The organism is uncultured Flavonifractor sp. (assembly GCF_944387675.1).
GTDB lineage: Bacteria > Bacillota > Clostridia > Oscillospirales > Oscillospiraceae > Flavonifractor.
In genome coordinates this window covers 1-14,334 of sequence record NZ_CALXFV010000057.1, presented here as the reverse complement: position 1 = coordinate 14,334, position 14,334 = coordinate 1, and the positions used below count along the sequence as shown (strand labels likewise).

At 60.2% G+C, this 14,334-nt stretch carries 14 protein-coding genes; 9 read left to right on the top strand and 5 right to left on the bottom strand.

The annotated features are described in order from the left end of the window. The first annotated feature begins 223 nt into the window (after window positions 1–223). The 6 genes from Q0J74_RS06840 to Q0J74_RS06815 all read left to right on the top strand — a co-directional run bounded on the left by Q0J74_RS06840 (window position 224) and on the right by Q0J74_RS06815 (window position 5,562). Window positions 224–430: a 4Fe-4S binding protein gene (locus tag Q0J74_RS06840; RefSeq protein WP_297212572.1), complete on the top strand. Its 207-nt coding sequence runs from the start codon at window positions 224–226 to the stop codon at window positions 428–430. Beyond that, on the top strand, window positions 427–1,050 hold the full coding sequence (locus Q0J74_RS06835; RefSeq protein ID WP_363315563.1) for a 4Fe-4S binding protein: 624 nt from the start codon (window positions 427–429) through the stop codon (window positions 1,048–1,050). Before Q0J74_RS06840 ends, Q0J74_RS06835 begins: the two co-directional genes overlap by 4 nt. Continuing rightward, complete coding sequence (locus Q0J74_RS06830) at window positions 1,047–1,355, top strand: ArsR/SmtB family transcription factor (protein WP_297212570.1); 309 nt, start codon at window positions 1,047–1,049, stop codon at window positions 1,353–1,355. The genes Q0J74_RS06835 and Q0J74_RS06830 overlap by 4 nt, the downstream gene beginning before the upstream one ends. 353 nt (window positions 1,356–1,708) lie before the next feature. Next, entirely contained in the window at window positions 1,709–2,608 is a 900-nt protein-coding gene (locus tag Q0J74_RS06825) for a DNA/RNA non-specific endonuclease (protein WP_297212567.1), read from the top strand. Between the two features lie 15 nt (window positions 2,609–2,623). Further along, a complete protein-coding gene (locus tag Q0J74_RS06820; protein WP_297212565.1) occupies window positions 2,624–3,904 on the top strand; it encodes a 2-hydroxyacyl-CoA dehydratase subunit D in 1,281 nt (426 codons plus the stop codon). Continuing rightward, a complete protein-coding gene (locus Q0J74_RS06815) occupies window positions 3,901–5,562 on the top strand; it encodes an acyl-CoA dehydratase activase (RefSeq protein WP_297212562.1) in 1,662 nt (553 codons plus the stop codon). Before Q0J74_RS06820 ends, Q0J74_RS06815 begins: the two co-directional genes overlap by 4 nt. A 166-nt stretch (window positions 5,563–5,728) precedes the next feature. Here Q0J74_RS06815 and Q0J74_RS06810 read toward each other — a convergent pair whose 3' ends face one another. The 5 genes from Q0J74_RS06810 to Q0J74_RS06790 all read right to left on the bottom strand — a co-directional run bounded on the left by Q0J74_RS06810 (window position 5,729) and on the right by Q0J74_RS06790 (window position 10,661). Beyond that, window positions 5,729–7,198, bottom strand: coding sequence for a recombinase family protein (locus tag Q0J74_RS06810; protein WP_297212559.1), 1,470 nt, complete (start codon window positions 7,196–7,198; stop codon window positions 5,729–5,731). Between the two features lie 43 nt (window positions 7,199–7,241). After that, entirely contained in the window at window positions 7,242–7,394 is a 153-nt protein-coding gene (locus tag Q0J74_RS06805; RefSeq protein WP_297212556.1) for a hypothetical protein, read from the bottom strand. 79 nt (window positions 7,395–7,473) lie between these two features. Next, window positions 7,474–8,808 carry an MATE family efflux transporter gene (locus Q0J74_RS06800; protein ID WP_297212554.1) on the bottom strand — a complete coding sequence of 445 codons (1,335 nt, stop codon included), beginning with the start codon at window positions 8,806–8,808 and terminating at the stop codon, window positions 7,474–7,476. Window positions 8,809–8,826: 18 nt separating this feature from the next. After that, window positions 8,827–9,843: an asparaginase gene (locus tag Q0J74_RS06795; protein ID WP_297212551.1), complete on the bottom strand. Its 1,017-nt coding sequence runs from the start codon at window positions 9,841–9,843 to the stop codon at window positions 8,827–8,829. A 17-nt stretch (window positions 9,844–9,860) separates the two neighbouring features. Continuing rightward, on the bottom strand, window positions 9,861–10,661 hold the full coding sequence (locus tag Q0J74_RS06790) for a M55 family metallopeptidase (RefSeq protein WP_297212548.1): 801 nt from the start codon (window positions 10,659–10,661) through the stop codon (window positions 9,861–9,863). Between the two features lie 248 nt (window positions 10,662–10,909). Here Q0J74_RS06790 and Q0J74_RS06785 point away from each other — a divergent pair, with 248 nt between their 5' ends. From Q0J74_RS06785 to Q0J74_RS06775, 3 genes are all read left to right on the top strand, one after another. Beyond that, window positions 10,910–12,520: an ABC transporter substrate-binding protein gene (locus Q0J74_RS06785; protein WP_297212545.1), complete on the top strand. Its 1,611-nt coding sequence runs from the start codon at window positions 10,910–10,912 to the stop codon at window positions 12,518–12,520. A gap of 96 nt (window positions 12,521–12,616) precedes the next feature. Further along, window positions 12,617–13,582: an ABC transporter permease gene (locus tag Q0J74_RS06780; protein WP_297212542.1), complete on the top strand. Its 966-nt coding sequence runs from the start codon at window positions 12,617–12,619 to the stop codon at window positions 13,580–13,582. A gap of 6 nt (window positions 13,583–13,588) precedes the next feature. Beyond that, a partial coding sequence (locus Q0J74_RS06775; protein ID WP_297212540.1) for an ABC transporter permease occupies window positions 13,589–14,334 on the top strand: 746 nt, incomplete at its 3' end.

Genomic DNA, 14,334 nt, shown 5'->3' with positions numbered 1-14,334 from the left:
CCCTCCGCCAGCTGCTTCTGGGTCAGATTCCGCTCCCGCCGCAGCTGCCGGATGGATGCCCCAATTTTTATGTAATCCATGTGGTTCACCTCGGCCCTATTATAAAAGAAACCGTAAAATTACGCAATCCACGCAGCGCAGACCGGTAAAAATGCTTGCAAATGCAGGCACAGTCTGATATATTAGTAATTGCTTAAATACTTAATTATTGGAGGATACAACTATGCCGTCCAAGCGCTTTGCCCTGGTAGACCCGGCTTACTGCGTGGCCTGCGGCTGCTGCGTGAAGGTATGCCCACTCTCCGCCATCGCCGTGTGGCGGGGCGTGACGGCGCAGGCAGACCCTTCCCGCTGCGTGGGCTGCGGGAAATGCGTCCGGGAGTGTCCGGCGGGTACCATTTCACTGACAGAACGGGAGGGACAGGCGTGAACAGAAAAAAGTACTGGTACGACTACCTATGGATCGTGACGCCCATTTACCTGGGGTTGGGCTTTTTCAACATCCTGTTCGCCTGGCTGGGCATGCTTTTTTTCTGCCTGCCCCTGCTGATTGCCATATTCGGCGGCAGCAAACTCTACTGCAACCGCTACTGTGACCGGGGGCAGTTTCTGGGCCTTTTGGGGGGGCGGCTGAAGCTCTCCCGGAACAGGCCCACGCCCCGCTGGATGCGGAGCAAGGCCTTCCGGTACGGTTTTCTTGTCTTTTTCTTCGTCATGTTCTTTCAGATGCTGTGGACCACCTATCTGGTGGGGGCCGGAGCGCAGAGCCTGGGGCAATTTGTCAAGCTGCTTTGGACCTTCCGGCTGCCCTGGCACTGGGCCTACCACGGCACGCTGTTTGCCCCCTGGGTGGCTCAGTATGCCTTTGGATTTTACAGCGTCATGCTCACCTCCACCCTCATCGGGCTGATTGTGATGGTGCTGTTCAAGCCCAGAAGCTGGTGCGTGTTTTGCCCTATGGGGACTATGACCCAGCTGATCTGCCGCCTGCGGGCTGGCAGCCCGGAGGCGGCGAAAGACTGCGCCGGCTGCGGGGGATGCGCCAAATGAATGGGGAGGCCATACGGGCGCGGGCCGGAGCCATTGCGGAGCTGATGGCCCATCTGGCCAATGAAAACCGGCTGCTCATCCTGTGCGCCCTGATGGAGGGGCCTATGACTGTGGGAGAGCTGGCGGCAGAGGTGCCGAATATTACCGCCCCTGCCCTGTCCCAGCACCTTCATCGCCTGAGGGAAGGGGGGCTGATTCAGGCGAAAAAGCAGGGACAGTATGTCCGCTACTCCCTGAAGGACCAGCGTCTGCATGCCCTGATGGCTGTGCTGAAGCGGGAATACTGTGCCGAAAGGCCCCAATAGGCAAATTGCCGGTCCGCCAAAGCGGACCGGCTGAGCCTGTCGAAAAAGGCCGTTGGCCTTTTCCAACAAAAGGCTGCAGGACGGATCGGCCTCGATTTCTTGCGAAATAGTCACCCGATCCGTCCTGAGAAGTGTCATTTCCGAGGCACATGTCCCCGGAAATGACGAATTTCACTTTGATTCTGTCGCCTGCGGGCGGCAGAACTCTGCGAGGCTCTCTACGGGGGAGGTTTTTCGACAAGCTGTGCCGGTCCGCCAAAGCGGACCGGCTGTTTATTTTGGTTTGTCACAGCTGGAGTGCATGTGCTATAATGCTCAGGAATCCCATTACCCATTGGAAGGAGGCTGTCTCCATGACGAAACAAGCCACCCGCGCCTGGCTGCTGCTCGCCGCCCTGCTCTGTACCCTGCTGTGCGGCTGTGAGCAGCTTCTCCCCACCGCCAGTGTGCCGACCTACACCCTGGAGGAGGTACCCGCCTACTCGGGAGAGCCATATGTGGTGCTTAACAACAATCAGCCGGACTTTTCGGAGGAGGACCTCACCACCAATTCCTTCGAGTCCTACAGCCCGCTGGATGCGCTGGGCCGCTGCGGCACCGCCTATGCCAACGTGGGGACCGACCTGATGCCCACCGAGGAGCGGGGGAGCATCGGCCAGGTAAAGCCTTCCGGCTGGCACACCGTCAAGTATGACTGCGTGGATGGGAAGTACCTCTATAACCGCTGCCACCTGATCGGCTATCAGCTGTCCGGGGAGAACGCCAACGAGGAGAACCTCATCACCGGCACCCGGTATCTCAACGTGGAGGGGATGCTCCCCTTTGAGGATCTGGTGGCCGAGTACGTCCAGGACACGGACAACCATGTGCTCTACCGGGTGACTCCCATTTACGAGGGGGAGAATCTCCTGGCCAGCGGCGTGGTGATGGAGGGCAAGAGCGTGGAGGACGGGGGCGCGGACGTGTGCTTCTGTGTCTACGTCTACAACGTTCAGCCCGGCGTGGTCATTGATTACGCCACCGGCGAGAGCTGGCTGGAGACGGAGGCGCAGCCGGCGGAGACCCCGGCGGAAACCACCGGGGCGGCTGAGGAGACGGCGGCGTATGTGCTCAACACCAGCTCCATGAAGTTCCACCTGCCAGACTGCCCTGGGGTGGAGAGCATGAGTCCCGCCAACCGCCAGGACTACACCGGCTCCCGCCAGGACCTGCTGGAGCAGGGGTATTCCCCCTGCGGCACCTGTAAGCCGTAAGGGAGAAGAGACTGTATGGAAGACATTGTTACCCGCTTTGGCGCACTGGTACAGCAGGTATGCGGGAAAGACCCCCTGCTGGCCCGGCGCCTGCTGTGCCTTGGTTACCGGGCCAAGAAGCTCCAGCTGACGGCCGCGCCCGGCAGGCACACCACCAGGGCGGCTCAGATGGCGGCGGTCCAGACCATGGCCTCCATGATCGCCCCCCTGGCGCACCCGGAACGGGCGGCCATGGTCAGCCTGTTTCTCCCCTGTGAGCCGCTCCAGGTGGCAGGGCTGTATCCCTACTCCTGCGAGGGCTTCGGCTGCTTTTTGTCCGGAACCCAGGCGGAGCAGACCTTCCTTCGCTACGCAGAGGGGGAAGGGCTGCCGGAGACCTTCTGCTCCTACCACAAGATTTTTATCGGCGCGGCGGAGAAGGGGCTGATGCCGAAACCCCGCTTTGTTCTGAATACCACCCTGGCCTGTGACGCCAACCTGCTCACCTTCCGGCGCATGGCGGAATACTTCCAGGTGCCTCAGTTTGTGGTGGACGTCCCCTACCAGCCGGACGAGGCGGGAGTGCGCTATGTGGCGGATCAGCTCCGGGCGCTGGTGCGGTTTGTGGAGCGGCAGACGGGCCGGCCCATCCCGGAGGACCGTCTGAGCCAGGCGGTGGCCAGGAGTCAGCGGAGCATGGACCAGTTTGACCGGTATATGACCCTCCGCAGAGACAGGCAGATTTTGGGGGAGCTGACAGGGGAGATGTTCTCCGTCTTTGCCCTGCATACCCTGCTGGGTACGCCGGAGACAGAGGCCTATACCGCCCGCTGTCTGATGGAGGCCTCCAAGGCGCCTCCCGCCGCCGGGGTACGGCTGCTGTGGATGCACACCACTCCCTTTTGGGTGGAACCCCTCCGGAAAGTCACTGATTTCAATCCCGGGGTGCAGGTGGTGGCCTGTGACATGTGCTTTGAGGGACTTGTCCAGGCAGACCCCGCCCGCCCCTATGACGCCATGGCCCGCCGGGTGGTGTACTCCGCCTTCAACGGCCCGGTGTCCCGGCGGATTCAGCGGGGGATTGAGGTCGCCCGGCAGGTGCGGGCGGACGGTGCGGTGTGGTTTTGCCACTGGGGGTGCAAGCACACTCTGGGCGGCGCCCAGCTGGCTAAGGAGCAGTTTGAGGCCGCCGGACTGCCCTGCCTGGTGCTGGACGGGGACGGCTGCGACCGCAGCCATGGCGGCGAGGGCCAGTTGGCCACCCGGATGGACGCCTTTGTGGAACTGCTCCGGGCGGAAAGGGGGGAAGGGGTGTGAGCACCACCTGGTATATCTGCAAATACACCCCTGTAGAGCTGCTGGAGGCCCTGGGAGGAACCTGCCGGGTGCTGGACCACATGCCGGAGCGCTTTGACCGCAGCGACGAGGTAAGCCACCCCAACCTCTGCGGATTTGGCAAGGCTGTTTTGGAGGCCTGCCTGGAGGGAGAGGTCCGGGAGCTGGTGCTGGCCAACTGCTGCGATACCATCCGCAGCGTCTATGACGTGCTGCTGGCCCACGGGAAGCTGGACTTCCTGTTCCTGATGGACCTGCCCCACTGCGGGGATTGCTGCGCCAGGGAGAAGCTCAGAGGGGAGCTGCTCCGGCTGGCGGCGGCCTACGCCGCCTACAAGGGGACGACCTTTCAGCCTGCTCGCTTTCGGGCGGCGTTCCGGCCCCTCGACCGGCCCGCTGAGCCCTATCTCAGCGTTCTGGGGGGACGGGTGGGGGACGCGCTGTTCTCCATGATGGAAGCGGCCATGCCCCTGCCGGTGCGCAACGACACCTGTGTACACAACCGGAGCCTGTGTCCCCCGCCGGAGGAGCTGGACGGGCTGGACGGGCTGATGGAGTGGTACGGGGGAGAGCTGCTGGAGCAGCTGCCCTGTATGCGCATGACTGATGCAACAGGGCGAAAAAGGCTGTATCAGGACCCCAACCTGAAGGGGGTCATCTATCACACGGTGAAGTTCTGCGACTACTACGGCTTTGAATATGCCGCACTGCGGCGGGAGTTGACGGTACCCATGCTGAAGGTGGAGTCGGATTACACCCTCCAGAGCAGCGGACAGCTCCGCACCCGGCTGGAGGCCTTTGCCGAGAGCCTGGCGCCCCCCGAGCAGCGGAAAGGTAGGAGGACTATGAGCGGAAACGGGTATTATGTAGGCATTGACAGCGGCTCCACCAGCACCGATGTGGCCATTTTGGACCGAGAGAGGCGGATAGTGGCCCAGGTGATCCTGCCCACCGGGGCGGGAGCCGCCGCCGGCGCCGAGCGGGCCTTGGAGCAGGCCCTGGCCCAAGCCGGACTGCGGCCGGAGGACCTCTCCGCCACCGTCACCACCGGCTATGGGCGCGGCGCCATCCGGCAGGGGGACCGGTCCATTACCGAAATCACCTGCCACGCCAAGGGTGCACACTTTCTGGACCCGGAGGTGCGCACCATCATCGACATCGGCGGCCAGGACAGCAAGGTGATCCGGGTGGACGAGCAGGGGAACGTGATCAACTTCGTGATGAACGACAAGTGTGCCGCCGGCACCGGCCGCTTTCTGGAGCTGATGGCCCGCACATTGGAGCTGTCCATGGACGAGATGAGCACCGCCGGACTGACCTGGCGGGAAGAGATCACCATCTCCAGCATGTGTACGGTGTTTGCCGAGTCGGAGGTGGTCTCCCTCATCGCCCAAAACAAATCCCGGGCGGATATTATCCACGGCCTGAATGAGTCGGTGGCGGCCAAGACCTGCGCCCTCTGCCGCCGGCTGGGGGGTGAGCCGGTCTATATGATGACCGGGGGGGTGTCCAGAAACCGGGGAGTGGCCCAGGCCATCCAGCGGAGGCTGGGGGCCGAGCTGCGGATCTCCGGCCAGGCCCAGCTCAACGGGGCGCTGGGCGCTGCCCTGTTTGCCATGGAGCTGGGGGACGCACTGTAACCGGACGCTCCAAAAACCGTCTCACTTTACCGGGGAGGCCTGAGGCCTCCCCGGTCCTTTTTATGCCTTGCCGTCAAAGGCGGGATTGGTAAAGTAGACGTTTTTCTGGTCCATTTTCTCTTTGGCCAGCCGCACCGCTTCCCCGAAGCGTACAAGCGGAGCAAGGTCAGATCCGCCAGAGGATCTCCACCGCGTCGCCGGAGACCCGAATGACCTGGACCAGCAGATCCAGCACCCGGCGCTTTTCTGCGAAGTCCAGCTCCTCCCAGCAGGTCAGGTGGCGGCGAAATCCGTCCCGGCGCTGCGCCTCCCCGGCGGAGAGCGCCTCTGAAAGGCGCGCCCGCTCCAGGTCCAGCGCCTGAATCTGACGGCTGAGGTACCGGTACATCACCTCGTCCGCGTCCGCCAGCCGTCCGGACAGGACCCGCAGCTCCTGCTCCGTCCGGGCCAGCTGCGGCCCATACCGGAAGCGGGCGCCGGCCTCCGCTGCCGGCTCCGGGGGAGAGAGGACGGGGAAAGCCTCCGCCAGCTTCTTCTGTACCGCCTGCCCAACCAGATTTTCCAGCTCCAGCGCGGACAGCCCTCCCGGCCCGGGACAGCTCCCGGTCTCCAACCTGTGGGAGCAAAGCAGAGACCCCCGCTTGTCAACCAGGGCATAGCCGCACAGGCCGCACTTGATTTTGCCCGCCAGCCAGGTGTTTTTCGCCTTCTGGTGAGGACAGGCGCCGCCGGCTGTCCGGCGTTTGGCCCAGCACCGCAGCCAGAGCTCCGAGCTGACCAGCCCCTGGTGCGGAGCCAGGACCAGGTGGTTGCCCTCCAGGTGGGTCTGCTTGCGTTCCGTGCTCTGCCGGTCCCTGTAATAATAGCATCCGTTGGTGCCGGCGAAATCCTCCGGCGGATTGGCGATCACCACCCCGTGGGCCTGATAAAAGCGGTAGATGTCCAGATCGGCCCGCACATAAATGGGGTTGTGCAGCAGTTCCGCCAGCCTGGTCCGTACCCAGGGCTTTCCCCGCCTGGTGATGCCGGCGGCCTGGAAGGCGCGGATGATGTCGCCGTAAGAGCATTCCGGCTCGGCGTACCGGGCGTAGATCATCCGCACCACCTCAGCCTCCTCTGGGACGGGCTCGTATCGGGAGGTGCGGACCTCTCCCAACTGGACGGGAACCAGCCGGTATCCGTAGGGGACCCGCCCGCCCATGTAAAAGCTGCGCTGGCTGCGGGAGAAATAGGCGTCCGCCACCCGGCGCTGGATGGTCTCCCGCTCCAGCTGGGCGAACACCGCGCAGATGCTGAGCATGGCCCGGCCCATGGGGGAGGAGGTGTCGAATTTTTCAACAGTGGAGACAAACTCCACATGGTGGGCTGAAAAGACTTCCATCATGGCGGAAAAGTCCAGGATAGAACGGCTGATACGGTCCAGCTTGTAGACCACTACCTTTTCCAGCAGGCCCCCGCGCATATCCGCCATCATGGCCTGGAAACCGGGGCGCTGGGTGTCCTTCCCGCTGTATCCGCAGTCGGTATAGACCCGGTATTCCGCCCCGCCTGCCTCCAGAGCGCACCGCTCCACCTGGCTCTCAATGGAGATGCTGTCGCTCCGCTCCACCGATTGCCTGGCATAAATAGCCACCATGCGCCTGCCTCCCTTCCATGGAGAAGCCGCCGGAGGGATTCCGTCATCCCTCCGGCGGCTTCTCTGCTTCCTTCCCTGTGTGGCTGGAAAAAAGCCCGTACAGCATCCGGCCGATTTCCCGGGTCCGCTCCAGCCGCTCCTGTCCGGTGAGGACAGGAGAGCGGCAGAGCAGAATCCGCTTCTGACCATGGGGCAAGCAACCACCGCCCTTTCCATGCCCGCTTCCCCATTGTATGCGGCCCCGGCCCGTCCCATAACCCGCCGGGCCGGGGAGCTCAGATGACATGAATGCGCTTCCAATGTCCCTGCCGGAAGCGGAGAACAGTAATCAGGCAGGCGGCGATCCACGCCGGCGGTGTGCTGAGATAGACCGCCCGGAAGGAGAGCGGCGTCAGGGACAGGCCGGCGGTGAACAGCAGGCGCAGCGCCAGGTCTGTAAAGCTGGACACCACCGGGATGCGCACGTCTCCCGCACCCTGAAGCGCCCCGTTGAGTACCCGGTTGGCGGTAAATACCGGCAGCAGCAGGCACATGACATCCAGGTGCTCCCGACCTCGGAGCAGGGAGTCGCCGGTGATGTTGAACAGCCGGAGGATATACTGGTCGCACAGCAGCATGGTCAGACCCAGCGCCACCGACAGGCCCAGCATCCCGAACAGAGCAAAGCGCACCCCCCGCTCGGCCCGGTCCACCTGCTGGGCGCCCATGTTCTGTCCCACAAAGGAGGCCAGCGCCGTGGAGATGCAGATGATGGGGATGTGCATCAGTTCCTCCGTTTTGCCCATGGCGGCAAAGCCCTCAATGCTGGCCGGGCCGAAGGAGTTGACCATGCGTTGGAGCAGGAGAAAGCCGGCAGACTGGACCACCATCTGAAACGTGACAGGGAGGCTGACACGCATGATTAGGGTGAGCTGCTGCTTATCCGGCCTGGCCCGGCTTGCTACGGGAGAAACAGAGGGGTATTTTACCGTCAGGTAGAGGAATGCCGCAGCCGCAGAGCCGACCTGAGCGATAACAGAGGCCAGTGCCGCTCCTGCTACACCCCAATCCAGTACGATAATAAATCCCAGATCCAAGACCAGATTCAGCAGCGCCGCTACCATCAGGAACAGCAGCGATGCCTTCGAGTTCCCAAATGCCCGGGTTATCCCATAAAAGACCTGATACAGCATCTGAAAGAAGAAGCCTATGCTGTAAATAGCCAGGTAGGTCACGGCATCCTGCTGCATCTCCGGAGGCGTTTGCAGGAAGGAATGGACAATGGGCCCGGAGAGCAGCGCGCAGATCATGCTGATCGCAGCGCCCAGGATGCCGCAAAACAGAATGGATGTAACCACGGCGGAACGGATTTCCTTGTGCTTTTCTGCGCCCACATACTGGGCCACAATAATGTTGGTGCCGGTACCCATACCGGATGCGATGGCGCTGGCGATCCAAATAATGGGCCCGGGTACGCTGACGGCACCAAGCGCGGCAGCACTGACGAAGTTCCCCACGACAATGGCGTCCACCATGGAATACGTTACCTGCAGCAGCTGAGCGCCCATCATTGGAAGCGCGAAGCCAAGCAGCTGCCGCCACTCGGACCCTTTGGTAAGGTCCTTTCCCATTGGCACACCGCTCCTTTCTCAGTTCCCGCTTTCTCCGGGCTGGAGATGGAAGACCAGCTCTGTTCGGCCCACCGGGGTATGGTGGTTGTTGTAAATATTCATATCCTGATATTCCGTCAGACCCGCCAACTCATCGGCAGAAATGACCTCCATCGAATACAGAACGCGGAGGAGTACATAGGGTATGAGAGAGGAGGCTCCATCTTCCAGCTTGACTGCAATTCCGATTCCCCGGCCTTTCAGACCAATGGCATAGAATGCACTGGCCCCGGACTTGCAGAACAGCCGGTCTCCAAAATGTTCCATCAGATACGTACAGATCCGTTCGGCGCCTGCTACCATATAGGGATTTTCGGTCATGACTCCGGTGATCCGCCGGACAGCCTGCGCACGCCCGGCAGGGAAGAGGTCCGGTATGGACATTCTGGCATACCCCTGTGCGAAACGGTAGAGAGGGAGGGCGTGGACCGGAACACCGCAGCCGTCGATGGCGGTGTGCAGCTCGGCTGCGAAACTGCCGCATACGTCCAGCAGGGCAGCGGTGATCCGGGCCTGTACCGGGTGAAGGGGCTGGTCATAGCTGTCCAGCGCCTCCCCCAGGTGCCTGGCGGTGAGCAGCATGCCGGCGTGCTTGCCGGAGCAGTCACAGTAGATGGCCTTCCGGGGCTCTCCCGCCTTTTTCAGGGCGTCCTCCGCTGGGACATACATGGGGTATTCCGCCCCGCAGCGCAACTGCTCCGGCCCAAGGCCCGCCTTGGCCAGCAGTCCCTCCACGGTCTGGATGTGGATGGGTTCCCCGTTGTGGGAGGCGCAAATCACCGCCAGCTCCTCGTCCGTCACGCCGAAGCGGTCCGCCGCGCCGCTTTCAATCACCGGAATAGCCTGGATGGGCTTGGCGGCGGACCTGGCGAAGGTGAGCCTGCCTGGGTCGCCCCACTGCCAAAGAATCCGTCCTCTGTGGTCCGCCACCACAATGTGTCCCCGGTGGATCTGGTCCACCAGGCTGCCTCGATATTGATAGGCAATGTCTGGCATATCCACTTCACAGCCTTTCAAAACACGAAGTAAAAGAAGCGGAGGACCTCGCCGTAATCATTGGTATCAAATGTCAGCGTGGTGGGGGAGACCAGTACAGCTCCCGGATAATGGGAGCAGCCATAGGCATCGTAATGATGATGATAGGTCACCTCCACATGGAAGTGTTCCGGAAGGGAAAGAGGTCTGACTTTACCTGCGGCGTCCAGAATTTTTTCTGCCTGCTCAGCCAGCTGAGCCTGTACGGCTTCCGGCGTCTTGGTCAGTACACCATACCCGTATCCTGTTTTGGTAGGCACCGTGACTACAGAGGGGATCTGACGCTCCGCCGCGGCGCACACGCCGTCATCGCCGCTGACAAACAGCGTGGGCACGCCGCGATAAGCGGCGGCATAGGCGAACATTTCAAATTCGCCCCAAAGGGTCCCATTCACCTTCAACTGAAAAACCCGGGAGCTGACCATGGTGTGTGAGGTAGGGTTGTGAGGAGACGAGGCGGCATCATGGAATCCAACCATCAGAACACCGTCGAACGACTCGTTGAAAAGTCCTGTCTTGCCAAAAATCTCGTGGGTCAGACCGCGCAGCAGGGTCGTCTGAGGCGGCAGCAGGCTGCAGTCGATGTTCCGTCCGTCTCCGTGCGCATCTTCGATCACAATCTGATGCTCACCGCACCTTAGCAGGCTTTCGGCTACGCAGGCCGCTTCCAGGCTCATTTCCCGGGCCATGGCAGGGTACAGGCTGCCTGACGCCCTGGCCTCATCCCAGCAGGACAGACCGGCCACCCCTTCAATGTCGCACAGCATATAGAACTTCATTGCACGCACGTCCCCTTTCAAATCCATTTTCCAACAAGTTGCAAAAGTGTCGAAACAAGTATTGACATTTAATTTTCACAAATGTATAATTTTTTATCATAGATATTTTAACGCAATATAGAGTGAAAGTAAATAGTGAAATTTGTTTTGTGATTGCCGCAAAAAGGTCTTATTTTGCTTGCAAGGGGGCAGGCTTAGATAAGAAAGAGCAGGAAATGAGAAAAAGAAAGGAAAAAGGAGGCCCCAAAATGAAGAAAAGAATGACATCTCTGTTGCTGGCGGGAGCCATGCTCCTGACGCTGTCACTGACCGGCTGTCAGCCGGATTCCCCCAGTGGCGAAAACAGCCAGCAGCCCGGCACTGAAACCAGCGGCGGCGAGACCGAAAAGAAAAGCCTGGTGATCGGCGTTGTCAACGACGTGGTTTCCCTGGACCCCGCCGTGAAGGACAGCTCCGCCGAGCAGCAGATCGCGGCTCACCTGTATGATCCCCTGGTGGACTATACCACTGATCTGGAGCGTATCCCCGGCCTGGCTGAGAGCTGGGAGATCCTGGACGACGGTGTGACCTGGGAATTCAAGCTCCGTCAGGGCGTGAAGTTCTCCAACGGCAATGATTTCAACGCTGACGACGTGGTGTTCAGCCTGGAGCGCATTATGAACGACCCCACCCTGGAGATGGGCGTTTACCTGATGCGGCTCAAGGAAGTCAAGAAGATCGATGATTACACCGTCCAGCTGGTGACCAAGATCCCCTATCCTGTGTTTTCCGGCAGTCTGAGCATGATTATGATGCTGGACAAGGAAACCTGCGAGGGTCTGACTCCCGAGGAGATCTCCGCCAATCCCGTGGGTACCGGCCGTTACCGTCTGGTGGAACATGTGAAGGAGTCCAGCATCAAGCTGGAGCGTAACGATGAGTACTGGGGCGAGCTGCCTGATGCCGAGACCGTGGAATTCCGTGTGATCACCAACGCCGCCACCCGTACCACCGCGCTTCTCAACGGCGAAGTGGACTTTATCAGCAACATTCCTGTTATGGACGTGGAGCGTCTGGAGAACGCCGAGGGCATCCAGGTCGTCACCGCCCCCAGCCTGTCCTGCACCTATGTAGGCTTTGACCAGTATCACGAGACCGGTTCTGCCGGCACCGATGATCCCAACCCGCTGATGAACGTGAAGGTGCGTCAGGCCATCTACCATGCGATTGACATTGACACCATCATTGATACGGTCCTCAACGGCTATGCTACCGTGGCCAACTCCTACATGCCTGAGATCTGCGTGGGCTACGATCCCGAAATGGAACGCCTTGCTTATGATCCCGACTACGCCAAGCAGCTGCTGGAAGAGGCCGGCTATGCCGACGGCTTCAATCTGCGTATCGATGCCCGCAGCGACAGCGATTTCAACGCCGATCAGGTAGCCCAGGCCATCGCCAGCTATCTGGGCAAGGTGGGTATCACCGTGGAAGTCAACCTGCTGCCCCGCGCCTCCTTCTATGAGAAGGTGAATCCGGAAGATCTGCAGTCCTCCTGCTTCATCGGCGGCTGGAGCGATACCTCCGGTGAGGGCATGGTCATCCTCAACGACATGATCCACTCCTATGGCGACGGCATGGGCGAGGGCAATAATGGCCATTACAGCAATGCCGAGGTTGACGAGCTTCTGGCTCAGGCGTCCATTGAGAAGGATATGGACAAGCGTGCCGAGCTGGTAAAGCAGGCTGACGCGATTTCCCGTGAGGAAGCCGGCTATGTGCCTCTGTTCTTCAAGGATCAGATCTATGGCGTCCGGGAAGGCATTACCTATACCCCCCGCGCGGGCGACAATATTATGGCATGGGATTTTGAATTCTGATTCTGTGTACCAGGAAGGGGAGGGGAGCGAAATCTCCTCCCCTTCCTTCTTACAAGGCAGCTGAATGGGTCGTTTCCGACTGGTAGAGGTGATTCCGTGGTTAAATACATTTTAAAGCGGCTGTTCCAGATGGTGATCACCCTTTTGATCTCCTCCATTCTGGTATTTATACTGGCCAACTGCATCGGTGATCCGGTCAACATGATCGTTTCACCCAAGGCGCCGCCTGAGGTGCGGGAGCAGGTACGCGAGATGCTGGGACTGAACAAGCCGATTTGGGAGCAGTACATCACATTTGTATCTGATGCTATACGCGGGGATTTCGGAGATTCCTACATATATAAGGAGGATGTCCTGGGCCTGATTCTGCAACGGGCCCCGGCCACCCTGGAACTCGTGTTTGTCTCCGTGATTCTGGCGCTGGTCATTTCCATTCCGCTGGGCGTATATGCAGGCGCCTTCCCAAAGCGGAAATCCAGTTCTCTGATTATGGGCGGGTCCATTCTGGGTATTTCACTGCCCACGTTTTTCATTGGCATTGTGCTGATTTTTGTCTTTTCTCTGCTTTTGGGCTGGCTGCCGTCATCGGGGCGAGGGCCAACCGCCACGTTCCTTGGTATGAAATTCAGCCTGTTCGTACAGGGTGGTCTGAAATACATCATTCTTCCCGCTGTAACGCTCTCGGTTACCAATATTGCCTCGCTGGTCCGTCTGACCAGAGCCGGCGTGATGGAAAATATGCGCCAGGATTACATTAAATTCGCCCGCGCCAAAGGTGTCTCCACGCGGAATGTTTTGTTTGGCCATGCTCTGAAAAACGCTCTCATCCCGGTCATTACGGTATTCGGCATGGAGATCGGTTCCTTGATCGCCTTTACCACTGTAACCGAGACCATCTTTTCCTGGCCCGGTCTGGGAAAGCTGCTGATCGATTCCATCAACTCGGTGGATCGGCCGGTGATCGTGGCTTACCTGTGCCTGACGACCGTGCTGTTCGTGTTCATCAACTTTGTGGTCGATCTGCTCTACACGATAATCGATCCCAGAATCGAGCTTAGGTGATGCGCTATGAGTGAACAAAGAAAACAGATAGAGGCCGCCCGGGACGGTGCGCTGAAAAAATTCCTCCGCTCAGAGTTTTTCTTCAATTACAGGCACAATATCTCCGCCATGATCGGTACTGTGATTGTGGTTCTGATTCTGCTTATTGCGATCTTCGGGCCCCTGTTTGCCCCACAGGATCCCTATGATGTGGCGGGGCTCTCCCTGATCGATTCCTATAAGCCACCGGCATGGCTTGAGGGCGGTGACTCCCGGTTCCTTCTGGGTACAGACAGCCAGGGGCGTGATATGCTGAGCCTGCTCATCTACGGCAGCCGGATCTCCCTGTTTATCGGAGTGGTGGGTACGCTGCTGGCCTGTGCGGTGGGGATCACCCTGGGCCTGATCTCCGGGTATTTTGGCGGGAAGGTGGATGCGGTCATCATGCGCCTGGCCGATATTCTGCTCTCCTTCCCGGACATCCTGATCGCCCTGTTCATTATGACCATGTTCGGGCGGGGTGTGGACAAGCTGCTGATCGTCTTTACCATTCTGGGCTGTGTCAGCTATATCCGCACTGTGCGGGCCGAGGTCCTGTCCGTCAAGCAGATTGAGTACGTAGATGCCGCCCGGGTCATTGGACTGCCCAATCCGCTGATCATCCTCCGACACGTGCTGCCCAATGTGGCAACTACCATCATTGTGCTCTCCACCATGAAGGTGGGCGGACTGATCCTCTCCGAGGCCACCCTTTCCTTCCTGGGCGTGGGCGT

Excerpts from the sequence above, each read along its gene's own strand:
- Q0J74_RS06840 (WP_297212572.1), top strand. The coding sequence starts at position 224 with ATGCCGTCCAAGCGCTTTGCCCTGGTAGACCCGGCTTACTGCGTGGCC.
- Q0J74_RS06830 (WP_297212570.1), top strand. The coding sequence starts at position 1,047 with ATGAATGGGGAGGCCATACGGGCGCGGGCCGGAGCCATTGCGGAGCTG.
- Q0J74_RS06825 (WP_297212567.1), top strand. The coding sequence starts at position 1,709 with ATGACGAAACAAGCCACCCGCGCCTGGCTGCTGCTCGCCGCCCTGCTC.
- Q0J74_RS06820 (WP_297212565.1), top strand. The coding sequence starts at position 2,624 with ATGGAAGACATTGTTACCCGCTTTGGCGCACTGGTACAGCAGGTATGC.
- Q0J74_RS06810 (WP_297212559.1), bottom strand. The coding sequence starts at position 7,198 with ATGGTGGCTATTTATGCCAGGCAATCGGTGGAGCGGAGCGACAGCATC.
- Q0J74_RS06800 (WP_297212554.1), bottom strand. The coding sequence starts at position 8,808 with ATGGGAAAGGACCTTACCAAAGGGTCCGAGTGGCGGCAGCTGCTTGGC.
- Q0J74_RS06795 (WP_297212551.1), bottom strand. The coding sequence starts at position 9,843 with ATGCCAGACATTGCCTATCAATATCGAGGCAGCCTGGTGGACCAGATC.
- Q0J74_RS06790 (WP_297212548.1), bottom strand. The coding sequence starts at position 10,661 with ATGAAGTTCTATATGCTGTGCGACATTGAAGGGGTGGCCGGTCTGTCC.
- Q0J74_RS06785 (WP_297212545.1), top strand. The coding sequence starts at position 10,910 with ATGAAGAAAAGAATGACATCTCTGTTGCTGGCGGGAGCCATGCTCCTG.